The following is an 18086-nucleotide window of genomic DNA, read 5'->3' as shown; positions in this document are numbered from 1 at the left end:
AACGATGTCACTAGAACCTGTGTTGCAATTGCTAGAAAATGATGAACAACGTGAAGCACTCCATTACTTTATTGAAAAACTTCCACAGCTAAAAGAAGCGATGGAGTCGGTAGAAGAAAAAGTGGCATTCGTTCAACATGTGATAAACGATAAACAATCGCTTCAAGCATTGTTTACGGAATTTGAGGAAAAAGCAGCGCCATTTCGCCTGACAACTGAGCACCTTGAGGCGCTTGCGACGCTCATTCAATTATTGCCGACGCTTGTCCAATGGCTACAAAAAGCAGAAGAGTTCGTTACATTTGTGACAAGCGTCATGAATGATCGCGAGTCGATGGCGTATTTGATGCAAGGAGTCAAACATATTGTCCCAATCGAAAAAGGATTAGACATTTTAAAAGAAACGAACGAGCGCTTTGCTCGCGAGCGTGATTCGTCTACTGTATCACTTTTACGCATGTACCGTTTGTTAAAACACCCAATCGTTCAAGATGGGGTGAAATATATAGAAACGCTACTTGATGTAGCAAGCAAACATAAATAAGTTGGAGGGGATGTATTATGTTATTTCGTTCATTTTTCGATGAGCAATTAGCGCACATGTCTTATTTAGTTGGATGTCAACGTACAGGAGAAGCGATCGTCATCGATCCAGGTCGCAATGTAGATTGGTACATCGACACAGCGAAAAAAGAAGGGTTGCAAATTATTGCGGCAACAGAAACACACATTCACGCTGACTTCGTTTCAGGAGCAAAAGAATTAGCAAAACGCTGCGGGGCAAAGCTGTATTTATCGGATGAAGGAGATGAAAATTGGAAATATGAATATTTAGATGAAGTTGACCACGAACTTGTGAAAGAGGGAAGTGTTTTTACAGTAGGGAATGTTGAATTTCAAGTGCTGCATACACCTGGTCATACACCAGAGCACGTTTCCTTTATCTTAACCGATAAAGGCGGCGGCGCGACAAAGCCGATGGGCATTTTTACAGGTGATTTCGTATTTGTTGGTGACGTTGGCCGTCCGGACCTGCTTGAAAAAGCGGCAGGGGTTTCTGGCACAGCGGATGTTGGCGCTCGCCAAATGTTTGAGTCGCTGAAAAAATTCAAAGCGCTCCCAGATTATTTACAGGTATGGCCGGCGCACGGAGCGGGAAGTGCGTGCGGGAAAGCTCTTGGTGCCGTTCCTGTTTCAACGGTTGGATATGAAAAGCTGACCAACTGGGCGCTGAAAGTGGCGGATGAAGAAGAGTTTGTGAAACTATTGCTTACAGGCCAACCGGAGCCGCCCAAATATTTTGCAATGATGAAGAAAGTGAACAAAATCGGCCCTGCGTATGTAAATGAAGAAGAAGTGCCAGCGTTGTCAACACGCGACCAACTTGATGAATATAAAGCAGCTGGAGCCTTTATTTTAGATGTTCGCTCATCCCAGCAGTTTGCTCAAGCACATTACGCAGGATCCATTAACATTCCCTTTAACAAGTCATTTACAAACTGGGCAGGTTGGTTCATTAACTATGACCAAGATATTGTATTGATTGCAAGTCAAGAAGATGTACAAGCGATTCGCAAAGCGCTTGCTTATATCGGGTTAGATCGTGTTGTTGCTTATATTGAGCCATCTGTCGCATTAAGCGGCGAAGTTGAGAAATACGAAGAAATCGATGTGCATCAATTGCGACAATATTTGCAAGATGACCATTATCAACTCATTGACGTACGCAGCCAAGCGGAATGGGATGAAGGATATATTGAAGGTGCGCAGCACATTATGCTTGGTACGCTTGCAGATCGTCTCAATGAGCTTCCAGAAGGAAAAACGTATATCGTTCAATGTCGTTCAGGAGGGCGTTCAGCGATTGGGGCAAGCATTTTACAAGCGAAAGGATTCAAGCAAGTACTCAACTTAAAAGGTGGATATTTAGCGTGGACGAGAGAAAAACTTCCAGTTGTGAAACCATCATAAGGGCTGACGTTGTCAGTCCTTTCTTTTCATCTTGTTTCCTTGTTATTACTCACATTTCGCACCCTGAATAAAAATTCAAAATAAGCCTGATTTGATCGAATAAAAATTATTTATTTTACAATATTTGTATAAAAATTTATTTTTATGCGAATATTTGGGTTATTTTTTGTATATTATGCAAAGGTTGCGAAATATGAGTTATTAATGGAAGAGAAGAGAGGAGAGAACATGCAATTTTTGGATAAAATTTTTGCGTATATTCAAGATGGAATTATTGTCATGGATCATGAACGAACAATTGTTGAGATGAATCCAGCCGCAAAGCGGCTCACTGGTTGGCAACTTGGTGAAAAAGTGCCGTATTGTTCATTTTGTCAACAACGCAAAGTGAAAGAAGGAGAAGAACGGTGTTACTTAATTGCCACAGAAGAAGTTCCGTATTTTGTATCCGAAATGCCGACTGATCATGGACAGTGGATTGATGTAGAAATGAGCACAGAGCTCATTCTCGAACAAGATAAGGCGAAATATTATTTGCTTGTTTTGCGTGATCAAACGGCAAAGAAAAAAGAAGAAGAGGCGCGTCGTTCAAAGTGGATGGTGAAAAAATTAACAGAAGCAAAAGAAGAAGAACATAAACGTCTTGCTCAAGAATTGCATGACGGTGTCGGGCAATCGCTCTACAGTATTTCCATCGCATTAGATAATATCATTCAGCGAGTGCAAGATGAAAAACTGCACATATACGTCAAAGAAGTGCGTGAAGAGCTTGGGAGAGTCATGGAAGATGTGAAGCTATACGCGCAACAACTTCGCCCGAAAAGCTTGGATGCGCTCGGATTGATTCCGACGATTCAATCGCTCATTCATTCGCTGCAATTCAAAATGCCGACCACTTCGTTCTCATTTCAAACGAATGTAAATAGACGATTATCGCCAACAATAGAAATTAACGTGTACCGCATCATTCAAGAAGCGCTGCATAACGTCATGAAATACGCAAAAGCAACAGAGGTGCGTGTTTCGATTGAACAGACGGGACGAGAATTACTTGTGTCCATTGAAGATAATGGTGTTGGTTTTCACGTTGAAGAAAAGCGTGAAGGACTTGGTTTAAAACATATTCAGGAACGTGTTTTTCACCTTGGGGGAGAAACAACCATTACATCTGCACCGATGAAAGGAACAACGATTTTGGTGCGTGTGCCGCTAGAAGGGGGAGAAGAGAGTGAAAGTGTTAATCGTCGATGACCATGATTTAATTCGCAAAGGCATCCGTCTGCTTCTTGAAGGATTTCCCGATGTGGAAGTCGTTGGGGAGGCAAGCAGCGGTTGCGATGCGATTACGCTTGCATTGAAGCATCATCCAGATATCGTTTTGCTGGATCTTTCCATGCCGACAGGGCTCGATGGATTTACAACCGCAAAAACGATCATGGATGAATTAAGAGGTGTGAAAATTATTGTTTTGACGATGCATGATGAAGAAATCTATGTACAAAAAGCGATTCAATATAACATTCACGGCTATTTGTTAAAAAATAGCCAAACGAATGATTTGTACGAAGCATTGCAAGCGGTATATCACGGTAAGCGATTTTATCGCACACACATTCCGCAAGAACGTCTTGAAAAAATGTTTGCGGAAAAAGAGATGAAATCATCGCTTACCAATCGCGAAAGAGAAATTGTTCGACTGACGTTTTTAGGATATACGAACAACCAAATTGCAAATAAGTTAAAAATCAGCCCGAAAACGGTGGAAAACCATAAAACGAACATTATGCAAAAGCTTGGTATTAAAGAAAAACATGAGCTCATTCAATACGCGCTAAAAAATCATATTGCGGATTTAACTTAGTACTCGGTAGAAAAGTGAGCGGCGCTATATGAAGAAAGAAGCCCGATATGTGCTCCCTGTTTTATGGCTGATGAATAGATAGAGTGGCAAGCGATGTTGCTCAGCCGCTCAATCGTTGGACTCGATTGTTATTCCGACTCCCCGTTTTGTTTGTGAACATGATTCGAAACAAAAAAGCGGTGTGAAGGTGTTTTTTTAGTTAAAATGAATAGTGTCAATCAACGATGCCCGAAAAAGTGGTTCGATGGTCTTTTCCGAGATGTTTCGAAAAAGCAAGAAAATGAGGGGATTCGTGTGAGGGAATTTGCAGCGTTAACGAATATGGACATGATTGACCGTTTTATTGATGAAAATGAGCTGGCGTTTTTGTTTCTTTCTAGTCAAAGTTGCAGGGTTTGCCATGCGCTTTATCCGAAAGTGGGAGAATTAATGGAAGAATTCCCGTTGATTCAACTGGGGCATGTTGTCGTAGACGATGTGAAAGAAGCAGCCGGGCGGTTTTCGGTTTTCACGGCTCCCGTTTTACTTTTATTTGTCGATGGAAAAGAGGTTTTTCGAGAAGCGCGTTTTGTGCATATGGATTTATTGCGTGAAAAGGTGGGGAAAATATACAAAATGGTGGTCGGTTAAAACGTGTGGGGAACATTTTGGAATCATAGTTCAGCTTGTAGAGCAGGCATCATCGATTTTGCAAAAAGGAGCTTATACGCTTTTTAGAAGGCTGGTGAAACACAATGATGTTTGCCAAATCCGTTCGTTCTGGTTGGAAAGAAGAGATGGTTGCACCGATGAAGAAGAGGTGAATGTCGAATGGTGGAGCGGAAAAATGGGATTATGGAAAACTTTCTTCAATTCACGTTATTAGTCGTGATCAATTTGTTTGTTGGATCAATGGTAGGGATCGAGCGAACGATCCTTCCTTTATTAGGTGAGAAACAGTTTGGTTTGGCTTCGACAAGCGCCGCTCTTTCTTTTATCATTAGTTTCGGTTTTTCCAAGGCGATTGTGAATTATTTTGCCGGTCAAATTGCAGATCGATTTGGAAGAAAACGAGTCCTTTTGATCGGTTGGGCGATTGGTCTTTTCGTGCCGATTCTTACAATTTACGCCCATGCGTGGTGGGTCATTGTATTTGCGAACATTTTATTAGGCATTAACCAAGGTTTGACTTGGTCTATGACGGTGAACATGAAGATTGACATTGCGAAAGCGAACCAAAGAGGAACAGCGGTCGGATTAAATGAGTTTGCGGGTTACTCGGGCGTCGCCATGATGGCAGCGGTATCAGGATTTATGGCTTCCCGCTATTCATTAAGTCCCGAACCGTTTTATGTAGGAATCGGCATCGCGATGGTCGGAATGTTGCTGTCTCTCATTGTGAAGGATACGGAACAACACCTAAAGACGCAAGTTCAGGATCATGGTTCGGCAATGCCAGACCGTCCTTTATCCTCTAGAGAGATCTTTCGTTTGACATCATGGAAAGATCCTACTCTCTCTAGTGCGAGCTTTTCTGGATTGTCGACTAATTTGAAAGACGGAATGGCGTGGGGGTTGTTTCCTTTATATTTTTCGACAGTCGGATTAAGTGTAAGTGAGATCGGTGCGATTGTGGCGATATATCCAGCCGCGTGGGGTTTTTTTCAACTGTTCACGGGGGCGTTGAGTGACAAAATCGGAAGAAAGAAGCTGGTTACCTATGGCATGTGGGTGCAAGCTTTTTCGCTCTGGTTTCTTTTAGTTGTCAACCATTTTTCTTTATGGGTCTTGGGGGCGATTTTTTTAGGTTTGGGTACCGCGATGGTTTACCCGACTTTGCAAGCGGTGATCGGGGATGTTGCGTCACCGAATTGGCGCGCGTCATCGATGGGGGTATATCGCTTTTGGAGAGATAGCGGTTATGCGTTTGGGGCTCTTGCCGCAGGGGTTATAGCAGATGTAGTAGGCGTGACATGGTCGATTGGGATTGTAGCGTTGTTTCCGTTTCTAGCGGGGGTCTATTCACATGTGCGGATGGATGAAACTTTGAAGAAACCGTGACAAAGTAGGCTGTGAAGTGTGTTGATCTATTGACTTGTTTGGAAGCTCTACCCGCTGTTCGCAACCCCTTCTTTGTTATGGCGCAATCCGCTCGGGGTGCTGTATTTGCCAAGTGGAAATCGCGGTGTCATGCTTGGGGTGGCAACGGCTGTAATCGTGACGATGTTTCGCGCCTATCACCGAAAAATCCCTATGCATTTGTTAGTGAACTCGCTGATAGTTATTTATTTAGGAGGTCGCTTTGTTTTATTATTTGTTTGAAAGGCGATACGGTTCATCGTTGGATCATAGTTGGTTTGCTTCCCATCCTATTCATTTGTACCAATTATTTTTGACCGTTGCTGTCATGTTGTGGACCGTATGGCAACGAAACCCTATCGAAAAAGTGAACTATGCGTACGTATTTTTCACAATATGGGGAATTAGCCAATGGATGATTTGGATGATCGCAAAGTGATGGAAACTGCGTATCAGAACTAAGGGGGTCAAACAGACGGCACACTGTTCGATGGAAACATTGGATGAAAAAAGGAGTTGATCGACATGTCAGTCATATTCGCTTTCGTTGCAGGAGCGCTTTCATTCTTTTCTCCTTGCGTTTTTCCGCTCGTCCCCGCTTACGTCGCCCATTTAACAGGCACACCGATCGCGGGAGACAAAATCCAAATCGGAAAACGGGAAATCTTCATTCGCTCTCTAGCCTTTATTGGTGGATTTAGCATCATTTTTGTGGTGATGGGCGCTACGGCTAGCGTGATAGGGCAAATGTTTGCTCAATATCGAGATCTTGTTGAAAAAATAGCCGGTTTGTTTATCATCATATTCGGATTGCAGATGGCGGGGATTCTTTCCTTTCGGTTGTTGATGAAGGAAAAACGCTGGGATGCGGGCGCGAAGAAGCCGACCGGTTTGCTAAGTTCGATTTTGGTTGGAATGGCGTTTGCGGCTGGTTGGTCGCCTTGCGTTGGGTTGACGCTGTCGTCTATTTTGCTGCTGGCTAGCTCTACGAAAACATTATATAGCGGAATGGGGCTTCTGCTGCTCTATTCGCTCGGGTTAGGTGTACCATTTTTGCTTATTTCTCTCGCGATTACGAAATCATTAAAAATTGTAAAAAATATAAACCGTTGGCTTCCGACGTTATCGAAAGTCAATGGTTGGCTGCTTGTGGCGCTTGGTGTTTTGCTTTATACAGGGAAAATGACAAAAATCAGCGCCATTTTATCGAGCTACTCCATCTTTTCCTTCTAACGGCCTCCTGAAAATCTCACTGTGATCGGAAGCGAGCGCGGGGGATGTTGGTTGAATACCATTCAATGTATTATGCTGGAGGGAGTAAAAACGTTGCGAAAAATCGTTGTTGTGCTTGTATTGCTTGTTTTGGCAGGATGGGCGGTTTACGATACGTTGTCGAATCAAGTTGCTTCCCCGGTGGAGGATGGAACGCAACATGAAAGTGAAATCGTTGAAGGGATTGAGGTGGGAAATCAAGCGCCGGATTTTGCATTGCGGACGCTTGATGGGAAGGAAGTGAGACTATCTGACCTTCGCGGCAAAAGGGTGATTGTGAACATGTGGGCGACTTGGTGTCCACCTTGTCGAGCGGAAATGCCGGATATGCAGAAGTTTTATGAACGATATAAAGATGAAGGGGTGGAGATTGTCGCGGTCAATTTAACTCAATCGGAAAAACAGCTGGAACAGGTTGCGCGGTTCATTCAGGAGTATGGCATTACATTTACGGTCGTTCTTGACGAAAAAGGAGAGGTATCCCGACAATACCAGGCTCATGCGATTCCGACAAGCTATCTCATTGACTCGCAAGGGATTATACGAAAAAAAATGATTGGACCGATGAGTTATGACTGGCTGGTGGATCAGATGAAGTCGATCCAATAAATGTATAAAGGGGAAGAGATGGTGAGAGAGGCAAAACGACAGACGACAGAAGATTCCAAATATATTCAGCAACACTTGGCGAACGAGCGGACGTTTCTTGCTTGGATTCGTACTTCGATCGCGGTGATTGGGATTGCGTTTTTGATGATCAATTTGCATGAAAAAGCGACGGCGAGCGCATTGTCAACATTTCTCGTTCAGCTTATCGGAGCATTGGCGGTGGTCATTTCCGTCTGCACGATTGTGTTTTCTACCGTTAGTTATGTCGTGAAGACGAAACAAATAAATGAGCAAACGTTCCGGCCGTCGCGTCCGTTAATTTGGTTTTTAGCTTCTCTATTGTTGTTGATTACCGGATTGTTTGGATATTATTTTTTTACCTTGCTTTAACAGCGGCTTTTTTGCCGCTTTTTGTTTTGTCCTGTTTTAGGGTTAAGAGTAGCGCACAAGCAAATGAATAAAACAAAAGAACAGCAATTGACTGTCGTGGTTCGCTCAATCAAATCGATACTAGGATGTATTGGAGATTACATACAAGGAGGAGTCCGCGATACAAGACGCCCCTCACTTGCCTTACAGAGAGGAAGAAGGGGGGCAATGTCCAGTAAAAGGAAAAAAGAGGAGAAACGATTCAGCGGCATCATACGTGCCGCAATGGGGGGCAGTGTACATACATGGGGGCAGAAGATGGCAAGACAAGGTGCGGTTGCGGGCAATAAGCATATATATATTTATCATACCGGCGCCGAAGCTTTGTTGATTCAATGGAGGGATGATCGTGTTTATTCACACTGTTCAACCTGGAGATACGCTTTTTTCAATCAGCAGGCGATACGATTATCCGCTGGAACGTCTGCGCCTTGTCAATGGCTTAGTTGAAACGAATATTGTTCCTGGTCAGGCATTGCTTGTTCCTAGCTATACGTATACAGTGCAGCCAGGGGACACGCTAAGCGCCATTGCACGGAGAGCGTTTGTGACGGTCGAACAGTTGCGGGCAGCCAATCCGGCGGTGGACCCGTACAGAATGCTTCCAGGAATGAAAATTTATATTCCTGATATTTCCTGGTATCAAGCCATAACGTTAGCGTATTACACTCTCCGTGAACCGAACTTAGATCGGGCGCTCGTGCGGGATTTTGCCCCATATTCATCGTACATTGCTCTGTTCGAATATCGCTTTGCCCCTAATGGCGACATTATTACTATGCGGGATGACGCCGCAGCGATTGAAACAGCGTGGCAAAACCGCGTGACGCCCATTGTGGTGGTGACGAACCTAACATCGAAAGGATTTAGTACGAGACTGGCGAGCCAAGTGCTGAACAATCCGGAAGCAAGGGCGAATTTGGTCGAGAACATCTTTTATTTAGTATCACGAAAGGGCTATGGTGGCGTCAATATTGACTTCGAGCAAGTTCGCGGCGAGGATCGTGATTTGTTTACTGGTTTTTTGCGCCAGCTGCGCGATCGGTTAAAACCAGCTGGATATGTTTTGACAATCGCCGTTCCAGCGAAAACGAGCGAGGAGATCCCTTGGCTCAGAGGCTACGATTACGGCGGCATTGGCGCTGTCGTCGACTATATGTTTATTATGGCGTACGATTGGCACCATTTAACAAGTGAACCTGGTCCAGTCGCTCCTATTAGTGAGGTGAGATCGACGCTTCAGTTTGCCGTCGAGCGCGTCCCCCGAAAAAAAATCTTGCTCGGACTCCCGTTATATGGATACGATTGGATCATTCCATACCAGCCTGGGACATCGGCGGATGCTCTCTCCAACCAAGAGGCGGTTTTAACCGCCATGCGTTACCAATCATCGATTCAATATTCACTTCAGTATGAATCGCCGTTTTTTCGATATACTGATGAACTTGGAAACATTCATGAGGTATGGTTTGAAGATGTAAGAAGCATGGGACAGAAAATGAAATTGGCCCGCCAATTTCAGATTGCAGGCGTCGGTGCATGGGAGCTGGCGTTAGGATTTGCGCCAGGGCCATGGCTGCTGCGAAAATTTTTTACTGTACGAAAGGTATAATTTAAAAGCGGTCTTTGTTTCGCCGCTTTTTCATTTTTTTTCGGGGACGTGTATCTTCCTGTTGACAAAAGAAAAACAATCCGATAATATTATTTCTGTGATACATATACACGTATATGTATATAACTACAAACGTGTATATGTGTATAAAACTGAGGCAGGCACTAAAATATAATAACGAAAAACATAAGGAGGTTATTTTGATGAAAGTAGCGATTATTGCAGCCAATGGCGGGTTGTTTGATGCGTACAAGGTGTTCAACATCGCGACAGCTGCTGCGGCGGCAGACGCGGAAGTCGGGGTGTTCTTCACGTTTGAGGGGTTGAATCTCATCCATAAAGAAGCGCACAAGCAATTGCCGATTCCTGAAGGGAAAGAACATTTGCAACAAGGGTTCCAAAAAGCGAACGTTCCATCGATTGAAGAATTGCTTCAAATGGCACAAGAAATGGGTGTAAAACTGATCGCCTGCCAAATGACGATGGATGTGATGGGGCTTGACAAAGATCAATTTGTCGATGGCATTGAAGTAGCGGGGGCGGCGACGTTCCTGCAGTTCGCGAAAGACGCGGACATTACATTGGCCTTCTAATGAGGGAGAGGAGGAAGGAGAATATGGCACAAGTCACTGTCTATACAACAACTACATGCCCGTATTGTGTAATGGCGAAAAACTTTTTGCGCGCCCAAGGCATTCCGTTTCGGGAAGTGAATGTTGAGTTGGATCCGAAAGCGGCGCGGAGACTGGTGGAAACGACCGGGCAAATGGGCGTGCCGCAAATCGAGATTAACGGCCGCTGGGTGCTCGGGTATGATCCGGAAACGATTATAGCGTTGTGGAATGAGGCGAATCATCGCTGAAAATCACATGCGAATGATAGAACGATGGAGGAAGGAGGGGATATCGTTGACGAAAACGATTTCGGTCAAAGAGATCGCCAATCAAATCATGCGCGGTGAAGAGTTGTTTATTGTAGATGCCCGCAATCCTGAAGATTTTGCCGATTGGCGGATTGAAGGGAAGGGTGTTGAGGTCGTCAATATTCCGTATTTTGACGTGTTGGACGGTATCGAACCGTATTTGGACCGTTTGCCGAAAGACAAAAGCAAGACGATTTACGCCGTTTGCGCGAAGGGCGGCTCGTCGGAGTTTGTGGCCGAACAGTTGGAAGCGGCGGGCTATATGGACGTTTATTCGATCGAAGGCGGCATGAAGGCGTGGAGCGAGCATTTGGAACCAGTGAAAATCGGCGAGTTGAAAAACGGAGGAACGATTTACCAATTCATTCGCCTCGGCAAAGGGTGTCTCTCGTATCTCGTCGAATCGAACGGCGAGGGGGCGTTGATCGATACGAACCGCATGACAGACGTGTACGTCCGTTTTGCGAAGGATCATGGCATTGCGATCAAGCATGTGCTCGATACACACTTGCATGCCGATCATATTTCTGGCGGACGCAAATTGGCCGAAGAACTCGGCGCGGTCTATTATTTGCCGCCGAAAGACGCCGAAGAGGTGACATTCTCCTACACACCGATTCAAGATGGAGACCGCATCCGCGTCGGCCATGTCGTGATTGAAGCGCTGTATTCGCCGGGACATACGATCGGCAGCACATCGTTTATTGTGGACGATCAATATTTGTTAACCGGCGATATTTTGTTCATCGACTCAATCGGCCGTCCGGATCTGGCAGGAAAGGCGCAAGACTGGGTTGGCGATCTGCGGGAGACGCTTTACCAGCGCTACAAACAGCTTGCCGACGACTTGATTGTGTTGCCGGCGCACTACATGGGCCCGAATGAAATGAACGAAGATGGCAGTGTAGCGGAACGATTAGGCGTGCTTTACGAGAAAAACCATGGGTTAAATATTTCTAGCGATGAAGAATTCCGCCGAACTGTCACGGAAAACTTGCCGCCGCAGCCGAATGCTTATAAGGAAATCCGTCAGACGAATATGGGGAAACTGCATCCGACAGAAGACGAACAACGGGAGATGGAAATCGGTCCAAACCGTTGCGCCGTTCGGTAGAGAAAAACAGTCCGGCGTTTCTCTGCCGGCTGTTTTTCTTTTCTTCACAGCTCTTTTTCGGATATCATTTCATTAGGAAAATGGGAGGGAACAAGATGGCAGGGCATCGTTTTCATCATGAAAAAGCTGATCGACTGCTTGACCCGAAACGGAAAGAGTGGATTGACCCGCAACAGGCGATTTCGATGTTGTCTGTAAAACCGGATGACACGGTCGTTGATCTCGGCGCCGGGAATGGCTATTTTACGATTCCGCTGGCGCAGGCGACAAACGGAAAAGTATACGCGGTCGATGTGCAGCCAGAGATGATCGAATTGTTAAAACAACGAACCGAGCAGTTGGCAATCACTAACATCGAATACCGGGTGGCGGATGTTTCTTCCACTTCACTTCCATCTCATTCGATGGATAAAGGAATCATGGCGTTCGTCTTTCATGAAGTGGAACAAAAAGAGGCCGCCATCGATGAGATCCGCCGCGTGATGAAGCCGAATGGACGATTTCTTTTGATTGAATGGGAAGCAGTTGAAAGCGAAATGGGGCCGCCCCTTCATGAGCGGATTCCGTCGGATGAACTGCTTTCCTATATGAAACAAAAGGCGAGCGATGTGGAACTTGTCCGTTTCCACCCGGCTGTCTATGGTCTTTTGATTCGCTGGGAATAGCCGATTGGTAAGGAAAATGATTCTTGTTGCCCTTATACTGAATGGGGTATATAATGATCGTGCATAGGATAAACAGAGGGGGTGAACTGTTGATAGGCAGTAGTTTGTTATTTTTTCTTTTTCTTTTGACGGCTGCGTTGTACCGACGCTATTATCCTGTGAAAAATATTCCGTGCCTTCCGGTAGGAGAGGTTCCGGACGGCTTGCTTCTTGTCGACTTGCGCGATTATAATGAAAGCAATGGCCCCATATTTGGCCAAGCGTTGCATATTCCAGTGGCGTATTTGAAACGGCATGCTCGGCATATCCCGCGGCAGCCGCTGCATATCATCGTCCAGGATGCCATCGAAAAAAACGTCGGCATCCGTCTGTTGCGCCGCTATGGCTATGAGGTGAAAAGCTATTCGATCGCCGCTTGCGATTGCCGAGAAAGGGGACGAACTGACCGATGGAATACAATAAAGAAATCAAAAACCGCTTAAAACGGATTGAAGGACAAATTAAAGGCGTTCTTGGCATGATGGAACAAGGGAAAGACTGCAAAAGCGTCGTTTCCCAACTGTCGGCGGCGCGCAATGCCATCGACCGCGCGATTGCCGTGATCGTCAGCACGAATTTAGAGCACTGTCTGCGTGAAAGCATGGAAAAAGGGGAAAAGACAGATCATCTCGTGAAAGAAGCGGTGGAGCTGCTTGTGAAAAGCCGTTAATGCGTTGATCAACAAAAAAGATGTTGACAACGTTCTTTTTCTTGTAGTAATATACCCATAGGGGTAATGGTAATAAAATTTATGAGATCAAGGAGGTCATCACAATGAACGTAGCGAAAGTATTGGATGCCAAAGGACTTGCCTGCCCGATGCCGGTGGTGAGAGCCAAAAAGGCAATGGACGAATTGGAATCGGGACAAGTGCTGGAAGTGCACACGACCGATAAAGGGGCGAAAAACGATTTGCCTGCGTGGGCGAAAACAAGCGGCCATACGGTCATTGATATGAAAGAGGAAAACGGTGTGTTGACGTTCTGGATTCAAAAAGGATAATTTTCGCGTTTTTATATACCTGTATAGGTATGCAGAAAGGAGGCAGCGAGATGGCACAGCCAAAGAAAAAGACGACGATCATTTTGTTCAGCGGCGACTACGACAAGGCGATGGCGGCCTACATCATCGCCAACGGCGCCGCTGCATACGATCATGACGTGACGATTTTTCATACGTTCTGGGGGCTCAACGCCTTGCGGAAAGAGGCGCCGGTTTCGGTGCAAAAAGGGTTTCTCGAAAAGATGTTTGCGAAGATGATGCCGCGCGGCGCGGACCGCATGGGGCTGTCGCGCATGAATTTTGCCGGCATCGGCCCAAAGCTGATCAAAAAGGTGATCAAGAAACATAACGCCATGCCGCTTCCTCAGTTGATCGAGATGGCGAAAGAGCAAGGCGTGAAACTCGTCGCCTGCCAAATGACTGTCGATTTGCTTGGGCTGAAGCCGGAGGAATTGATCGATGGCATTGAGTTTGCTGGGGTGGCTGCGTATTTGGCTGACGCTTCCGAAGGAAATGTGAACTTATTCATTTAATCATCTTGACTCATGAGGGAATCGTATGGCACAAACAGTGATCAACATTATCCTGTTCGTTTTGCTTGCTTGGTTTCTCGCTAGCCGCTTCATTCCCCCAAGAGGGGTGCAAATGATCACAACGGCTGAATTAAAGCGGCGGCTGAAACAACCTGGCGTGCAATATATTGATGTGCGTACGCCGATGGAGTTTCGCTCTTATCATTTGCCGGGGTTTCGGAACATCCCGCTTCATGAATTAACAGCGCGTGCCCATGAATTATCCAAGGAGAAAGAAGTCATTGTCATTTGCCAAAGCGGGATGCGAAGCCAAAAAGCGAGCAAGGTCTTAAAGAAGCTTGGATTTCGTTCTGTGACAAACGTCAAAGGAGGCCTAAACGCTTGGCAGTAGAGGAGGATGACGATGAAAACGATCACGCCAAAAGAAGTGGAGGAACAGCTTCGCGCGGGAGAACTTCTTCACATCATCGACGTGCGCGAGCCGGATGAAGTCGCCACAGGCAAAATTCCCGGAGCGATCAACATTCCGCTCAGTTTGATCGAGTTTCGCATGCATGAACTGGACAAAAATGAAGAATATATTCTTGTCTGCCGTTCCGGCGGGCGAAGCGGCCGTGCGGCGGAGTTTCTTGACAGCCGCGGTTACCGCGTCGTTAACATGACAGGCGGCATGCTTGCCTGGGAAGGGCCTGTCGAATAAACAGTCAAGGAGGGAATCAGCAAATGATCAAAGTCGATATGACCGTCGATGCGAAAGGATTGTCCTGCCCGATGCCGATCGTCCGCACGAAAAAGGCGATCAACGAATTGGAGCCGGGCCAAGTGCTTGAAGTGCAGGCGACGGATAAGGGTTCCAAAGCCGATATCAAAGCATGGGCGGAAAGCACAGGGCATCAATATTTGGGAACGATTGAAGAAGACGGTGTCCTGAAGCATTACATCCGCAAGTCAACGGAGAATGAAACGCGCAGCGAAACGGCATTTCCGCATGTCGTCTCCAACGAAGAACTGCAAGAAAAGCTTCATGATCCCGAGACGTTTGTCTTGGATGTCCGCGAACCGGCGGAGTACGCGTTTGGCCATATTCCGGGCGCGGTTTCGATCCCGCTTGGAGAGCTTGATCGCCGGATGGAGGAACTTCCGAAAGACAAAACGATTTACGTCGTTTGCCGCACAGGAACACGCAGTGATTTAGCCGCGCAAAAGCTGGCCGAGCAAGGATTCGAACATGTGCGGAACGTCGTTCCAGGCATGTCGCAATGGAACGGGCCGCTCGATTCCGCTCAATCGTAATTGAGCGGCCTTTTTGGATAAAAAATATACTCTGTAGGGTATATTAATATCATCAAAGAGGGAGGATGTTAATTATGGTTAAAGAAATGACGGTGCAACAAATGACGGAAAAGGTGTTAAACAAACAATCGCTGTTCATCTTGGATGTTCGCAACGAAAGTGATTTTCGCGATTGGAAAATCGAAGGGGAAAACTTTGAGTATTTGAACGTTCCGTATTTTGAGTTGATCGATGGGGTTGACTCGATTGTCGACCGTCTTCCGAAAGACAAAGACATCGTCGTTGTGTGCGCGAAAGGCGGGTCATCGGAATTTGTCGCCGAACAGCTGGCGGAAGCCGGGTTTGACAACGTTTATACGCTCGCTGGTGGAATGCAAGCGTGGAGCGAGCATCTCCATCAAGCCAAAGTATACGAAGACGATCAATTGAAAATTTACCAATTCATCCGCGTCGGCAAAGGCTGCCTGTCGTATATGGTCCTTTCCGGAAGCGAAGCGCTTGTCGTCGATCCGCTGCGGTTTATTGACGTGTACGAACAAGTGGCCCAACAAGAAGGGGTAAAGATCACTCATATCGTGGACTCGCACTTGCATGCCGACCACTTGTCCGGCGGCAAGGCGCTGGCGGAACGGACAGGCGCTGCTTACTACTTGATGAAAAGCGAAGGAGCGGTGTTTGATTTCGAGCCGCTTGAGCAACATGAAACGATCGACTTCGAAAACGTTCATTTGGAAGTGTTGGCAGTGAAAACACCGGGGCATACGCCGGGCAGCGTCTCCTTCTTTGTCAACGGCAAATGGCTGTTCTCCGGCGACACCATCTTTGTCGGCGGACTCGGTCGGCCGGACCTTGGCGGCAAGGTGGCGGAATGGGCGGCGGATTTGTATGACACCGTGTATGAAAAAGTCGCGGCCATGGCCGATGATGTGATCGTCTTGCCGGCTCACTACGCCAATTTAGATGAAGAAATCAATGCGGAGGGGTATGTTGGCGATACGTTGGGCCGCATCCGCGCGCGCAATGAGATGATGCAAAACAAACCAAAAGACGAATTTATCGATCTTGTCATCCAAAGCGCCAATACGGAAACACCGCCGAACTTTGAAGACATTGTCGCCATCAACCGCGGGCTCAAAACCGTTGATATCGAAACGCAACGGGAGCTTGAGATCGGTCCAAACCGTTGTGCACTGCATCATACCCATGCATAAAGGAGCGACACAGATTATGGGGGACGTGCATCGTCCCCTTTTTAAAACAAAATGGAGGGATCGTTGATGGATGTTTCGCTTGCGTTTATGATTGTCATCTTTTTAATCGGCTTTATCGGCTCGTTTATTTCTGGCATGGTCGGGATTGGCGGATCGATTATTAAATATCCCATGTTGTTGTATCTTCCGCCGTTGTTTGGGCTGGCGGCGTTCAGCGCCCATGAAGTGTCGGGGATCAGCGCGGTGCAAGTATTTTTCGCCACGATCGGCGGTGTATGGGCGTATCGAAAAAGCGGCTATTTGAACAAATCGCTGATTCTATATATGGGGGTGAGCATCCTTATCGGCAGTTTTGTCGGCGGCTATGGCTCGAAGCTGATGAGCGAAGGAACGATTAACGTGGTTTACGGCGTCTTGGCGGCGTTAGCAGCCATCATGATGTTTGTGCCGAAAAAAGGGATCGATGACATTCCGATTGAACAAGTGACGTTCAACAAATGGTTGGCGGCAGCCTTGGCATTTCTGATCGGCGTCGGCTCCGGCATTGTCGGGGCGGCGGGTGCCTTTCTGCTTGTGCCGATCATGCTCGTTGTCCTGAAAATCCCGACGCGAATGACGATCGCCACCTCATTGGCGGTGACATTCATTTCCTCAATTGGCTCCACGTTCGGGAAAATCGCCACCGGCCAAGTCGATTACCTTCCGGCTCTCATCATGGTCATAGCGAGCCTGCTTGCCTCGCCGTTAGGGGCGAAAGCGGGGCAAAAAATGAACACAAAAGTGCTGCAAGTGATTCTTGCCGTGCTGATTTTAGCGACCGCAGTGAAAATTTGGATGGATATTTTGTAATCCAAACGGCTTTAGTGATAGCTCCGGCGTGATTAGGGAATGATAAACAGCGAAATCATGATGGGAAAGGGAGAAACGAGGATGTTCCATTATACGGTTGACGTGCAGGCGGGTATGGAGAAAACCATTCAGCGTCTAGAAGAAAGCTTGAAAAAAGAAGGGTTCGGCGTGTTATGGCGGTTTAGCGTGACCGAGAAACTACAGGAGAAAGGGATGGACTTTTCCACGCCGATGGTCATTTTGGAAGTGTGCAACCCGCAAGAAGCGGCGCGGGTGCTAAATGAAAACGTTCTTGTCGGCTACTTTTTGCCGTGCAAGCTCGTCGTCTACCAAGAAAACGGCACAACGAAAATCGGCATGCCGAAACCGACGATGCTCGTTGGCATGGTAAACGAGCCGGCGATTAAGGAAATCGCGGCCGACATTGAGAAGCGGTTAATCGCTTGCATTGACCGATGCCGCTGACACGCAAGCAGCTCACCTGTCTGAAAGGGTGAGCTGTTTCTATTTGGAACGTACATGGTTGGCGGCGCCTTGCGTTTGTTAAGGGAGAACGTTAATGTGAGACAAGCGGTCAAACAATATCTCCGAGCCGCTCTTTTCTTAACTGGCTACTGACGAGTTCATCAAGTTGGCGGATTTTTTG

The 18086-nt window shown here is 46.6% G+C and carries 24 protein-coding genes; all 24 read left to right on the top strand.

Annotated features, from left to right (window positions below; translation table 11 throughout):
• Positions 1–4: 4 nt before the first annotated feature.
• Positions 5–544, top strand: a complete 540-nt coding sequence (locus tag GJ1_RS13145) for a hypothetical protein (protein WP_066233223.1) — start codon at positions 5–7, stop codon at positions 542–544.
• Positions 545–561: 17 nt separating this feature from the next.
• Positions 562–1971, top strand: a complete 1410-nt coding sequence (locus GJ1_RS13140; RefSeq protein ID WP_066233221.1) for an MBL fold metallo-hydrolase — start codon at positions 562–564, stop codon at positions 1969–1971.
• A gap of 228 nt (positions 1972–2199) precedes the next feature.
• Positions 2200–3222: a sensor histidine kinase gene (locus GJ1_RS13135; protein ID WP_066233218.1), complete on the top strand. Its 1023-nt coding sequence runs from the start codon at positions 2200–2202 to the stop codon at positions 3220–3222.
• A complete protein-coding gene (locus GJ1_RS13130) occupies positions 3200–3832 on the top strand; it encodes a response regulator (RefSeq protein WP_066233215.1) in 633 nt (210 codons plus the stop codon). The genes GJ1_RS13135 and GJ1_RS13130 overlap by 23 nt, the downstream gene beginning before the upstream one ends.
• Positions 3833–4126: 294 nt before the next feature.
• A complete protein-coding gene (locus tag GJ1_RS13125; protein ID WP_066233242.1) occupies positions 4127–4462 on the top strand; it encodes a thioredoxin family protein in 336 nt (111 codons plus the stop codon).
• 180 nt (positions 4463–4642) lie between these two features.
• Positions 4643–5872 carry an MFS transporter gene (locus tag GJ1_RS13120; protein WP_066233213.1) on the top strand — a complete coding sequence of 410 codons (1230 nt, stop codon included), beginning with the start codon at positions 4643–4645 and terminating at the stop codon, positions 5870–5872.
• Positions 5873–6415: 543 nt separating this feature from the next.
• On the top strand, positions 6416–7123 hold the full coding sequence (locus GJ1_RS13115) for a cytochrome c biogenesis CcdA family protein (RefSeq protein ID WP_066233210.1): 708 nt from the start codon (positions 6416–6418) through the stop codon (positions 7121–7123).
• 93 nt (positions 7124–7216) lie between these two features.
• The gene (locus GJ1_RS13110) at positions 7217–7771 is read left to right on the top strand and encodes a TlpA disulfide reductase family protein (protein ID WP_066233208.1); all 555 of its coding nucleotides are present in this window, start codon (positions 7217–7219) and stop codon (positions 7769–7771) included.
• A gap of 18 nt (positions 7772–7789) precedes the next feature.
• Positions 7790–8161 carry a YidH family protein gene (locus tag GJ1_RS13105; protein WP_373278042.1) on the top strand — a complete coding sequence of 124 codons (372 nt, stop codon included), beginning with the start codon at positions 7790–7792 and terminating at the stop codon, positions 8159–8161.
• A gap of 388 nt (positions 8162–8549) precedes the next feature.
• Positions 8550–9812: a glycoside hydrolase family 18 protein gene (locus tag GJ1_RS13100; protein ID WP_066233239.1), complete on the top strand. Its 1263-nt coding sequence runs from the start codon at positions 8550–8552 to the stop codon at positions 9810–9812.
• A 203-nt stretch (positions 9813–10015) separates the two neighbouring features.
• Positions 10016–10405: a DsrE/DsrF/DrsH-like family protein gene (locus GJ1_RS13095; RefSeq protein ID WP_044731114.1), complete on the top strand. Its 390-nt coding sequence runs from the start codon at positions 10016–10018 to the stop codon at positions 10403–10405.
• Positions 10406–10428: 23 nt separating this feature from the next.
• Positions 10429–10674: a glutaredoxin family protein gene (locus GJ1_RS13090; protein ID WP_066233206.1), complete on the top strand. Its 246-nt coding sequence runs from the start codon at positions 10429–10431 to the stop codon at positions 10672–10674.
• A 46-nt stretch (positions 10675–10720) separates the two neighbouring features.
• Complete coding sequence (locus GJ1_RS13085; RefSeq protein WP_083509999.1) at positions 10721–11848, top strand: MBL fold metallo-hydrolase; 1128 nt, start codon at positions 10721–10723, stop codon at positions 11846–11848.
• Positions 11849–11943: 95 nt separating this feature from the next.
• Entirely contained in the window at positions 11944–12513 is a 570-nt protein-coding gene (locus GJ1_RS13080; protein ID WP_066233200.1) for a class I SAM-dependent methyltransferase, read from the top strand.
• Between the two features lie 89 nt (positions 12514–12602).
• A complete protein-coding gene (locus GJ1_RS13075) occupies positions 12603–12995 on the top strand; it encodes a rhodanese-like domain-containing protein (protein ID WP_083509998.1) in 393 nt (130 codons plus the stop codon).
• Positions 12962–13222, top strand: coding sequence for a metal-sensitive transcriptional regulator (locus GJ1_RS13070; RefSeq protein WP_044731118.1), 261 nt, complete (start codon positions 12962–12964; stop codon positions 13220–13222). Before GJ1_RS13075 ends, GJ1_RS13070 begins: the two co-directional genes overlap by 34 nt.
• A 104-nt stretch (positions 13223–13326) precedes the next feature.
• Positions 13327–13554 carry a sulfurtransferase TusA family protein gene (locus GJ1_RS13065; RefSeq protein ID WP_066233195.1) on the top strand — a complete coding sequence of 76 codons (228 nt, stop codon included), beginning with the start codon at positions 13327–13329 and terminating at the stop codon, positions 13552–13554.
• 50 nt (positions 13555–13604) lie between these two features.
• A complete protein-coding gene (locus tag GJ1_RS13060) occupies positions 13605–14087 on the top strand; it encodes a DsrE/DsrF/DrsH-like family protein (protein ID WP_066233192.1) in 483 nt (160 codons plus the stop codon).
• A gap of 25 nt (positions 14088–14112) precedes the next feature.
• Positions 14113–14478: a rhodanese-like domain-containing protein gene (locus GJ1_RS13055; protein WP_066233189.1), complete on the top strand. Its 366-nt coding sequence runs from the start codon at positions 14113–14115 to the stop codon at positions 14476–14478.
• Between the two features lie 12 nt (positions 14479–14490).
• Positions 14491–14787: a rhodanese-like domain-containing protein gene (locus tag GJ1_RS13050; RefSeq protein WP_066233186.1), complete on the top strand. Its 297-nt coding sequence runs from the start codon at positions 14491–14493 to the stop codon at positions 14785–14787.
• Positions 14788–14810: 23 nt separating this feature from the next.
• Positions 14811–15380, top strand: a complete 570-nt coding sequence (locus GJ1_RS13045) for a sulfurtransferase TusA family protein (protein ID WP_066233183.1) — start codon at positions 14811–14813, stop codon at positions 15378–15380.
• A gap of 74 nt (positions 15381–15454) precedes the next feature.
• Entirely contained in the window at positions 15455–16591 is a 1137-nt protein-coding gene (locus GJ1_RS13040) for an MBL fold metallo-hydrolase (RefSeq protein WP_066233180.1), read from the top strand.
• 66 nt (positions 16592–16657) lie between these two features.
• On the top strand, positions 16658–17440 hold the full coding sequence (locus GJ1_RS13035) for a sulfite exporter TauE/SafE family protein (protein WP_066233177.1): 783 nt from the start codon (positions 16658–16660) through the stop codon (positions 17438–17440).
• Positions 17441–17521: 81 nt separating this feature from the next.
• A complete protein-coding gene (locus tag GJ1_RS13030; protein WP_066233175.1) occupies positions 17522–17905 on the top strand; it encodes a DUF302 domain-containing protein in 384 nt (127 codons plus the stop codon).
• The last annotated feature ends 181 nt before the right edge of the window (positions 17906–18086 follow it).

Source organism: Geobacillus jurassicus NBRC 107829 (genome assembly GCF_001544315.1).
GTDB classification, from domain to species: Bacteria; Bacillota; Bacilli; order Bacillales; family Anoxybacillaceae; genus Geobacillus; species Geobacillus jurassicus.
Note: the sequence above shows the minus strand (reverse complement) of the source record. Positions and strands in the feature narration are given on the sequence as shown.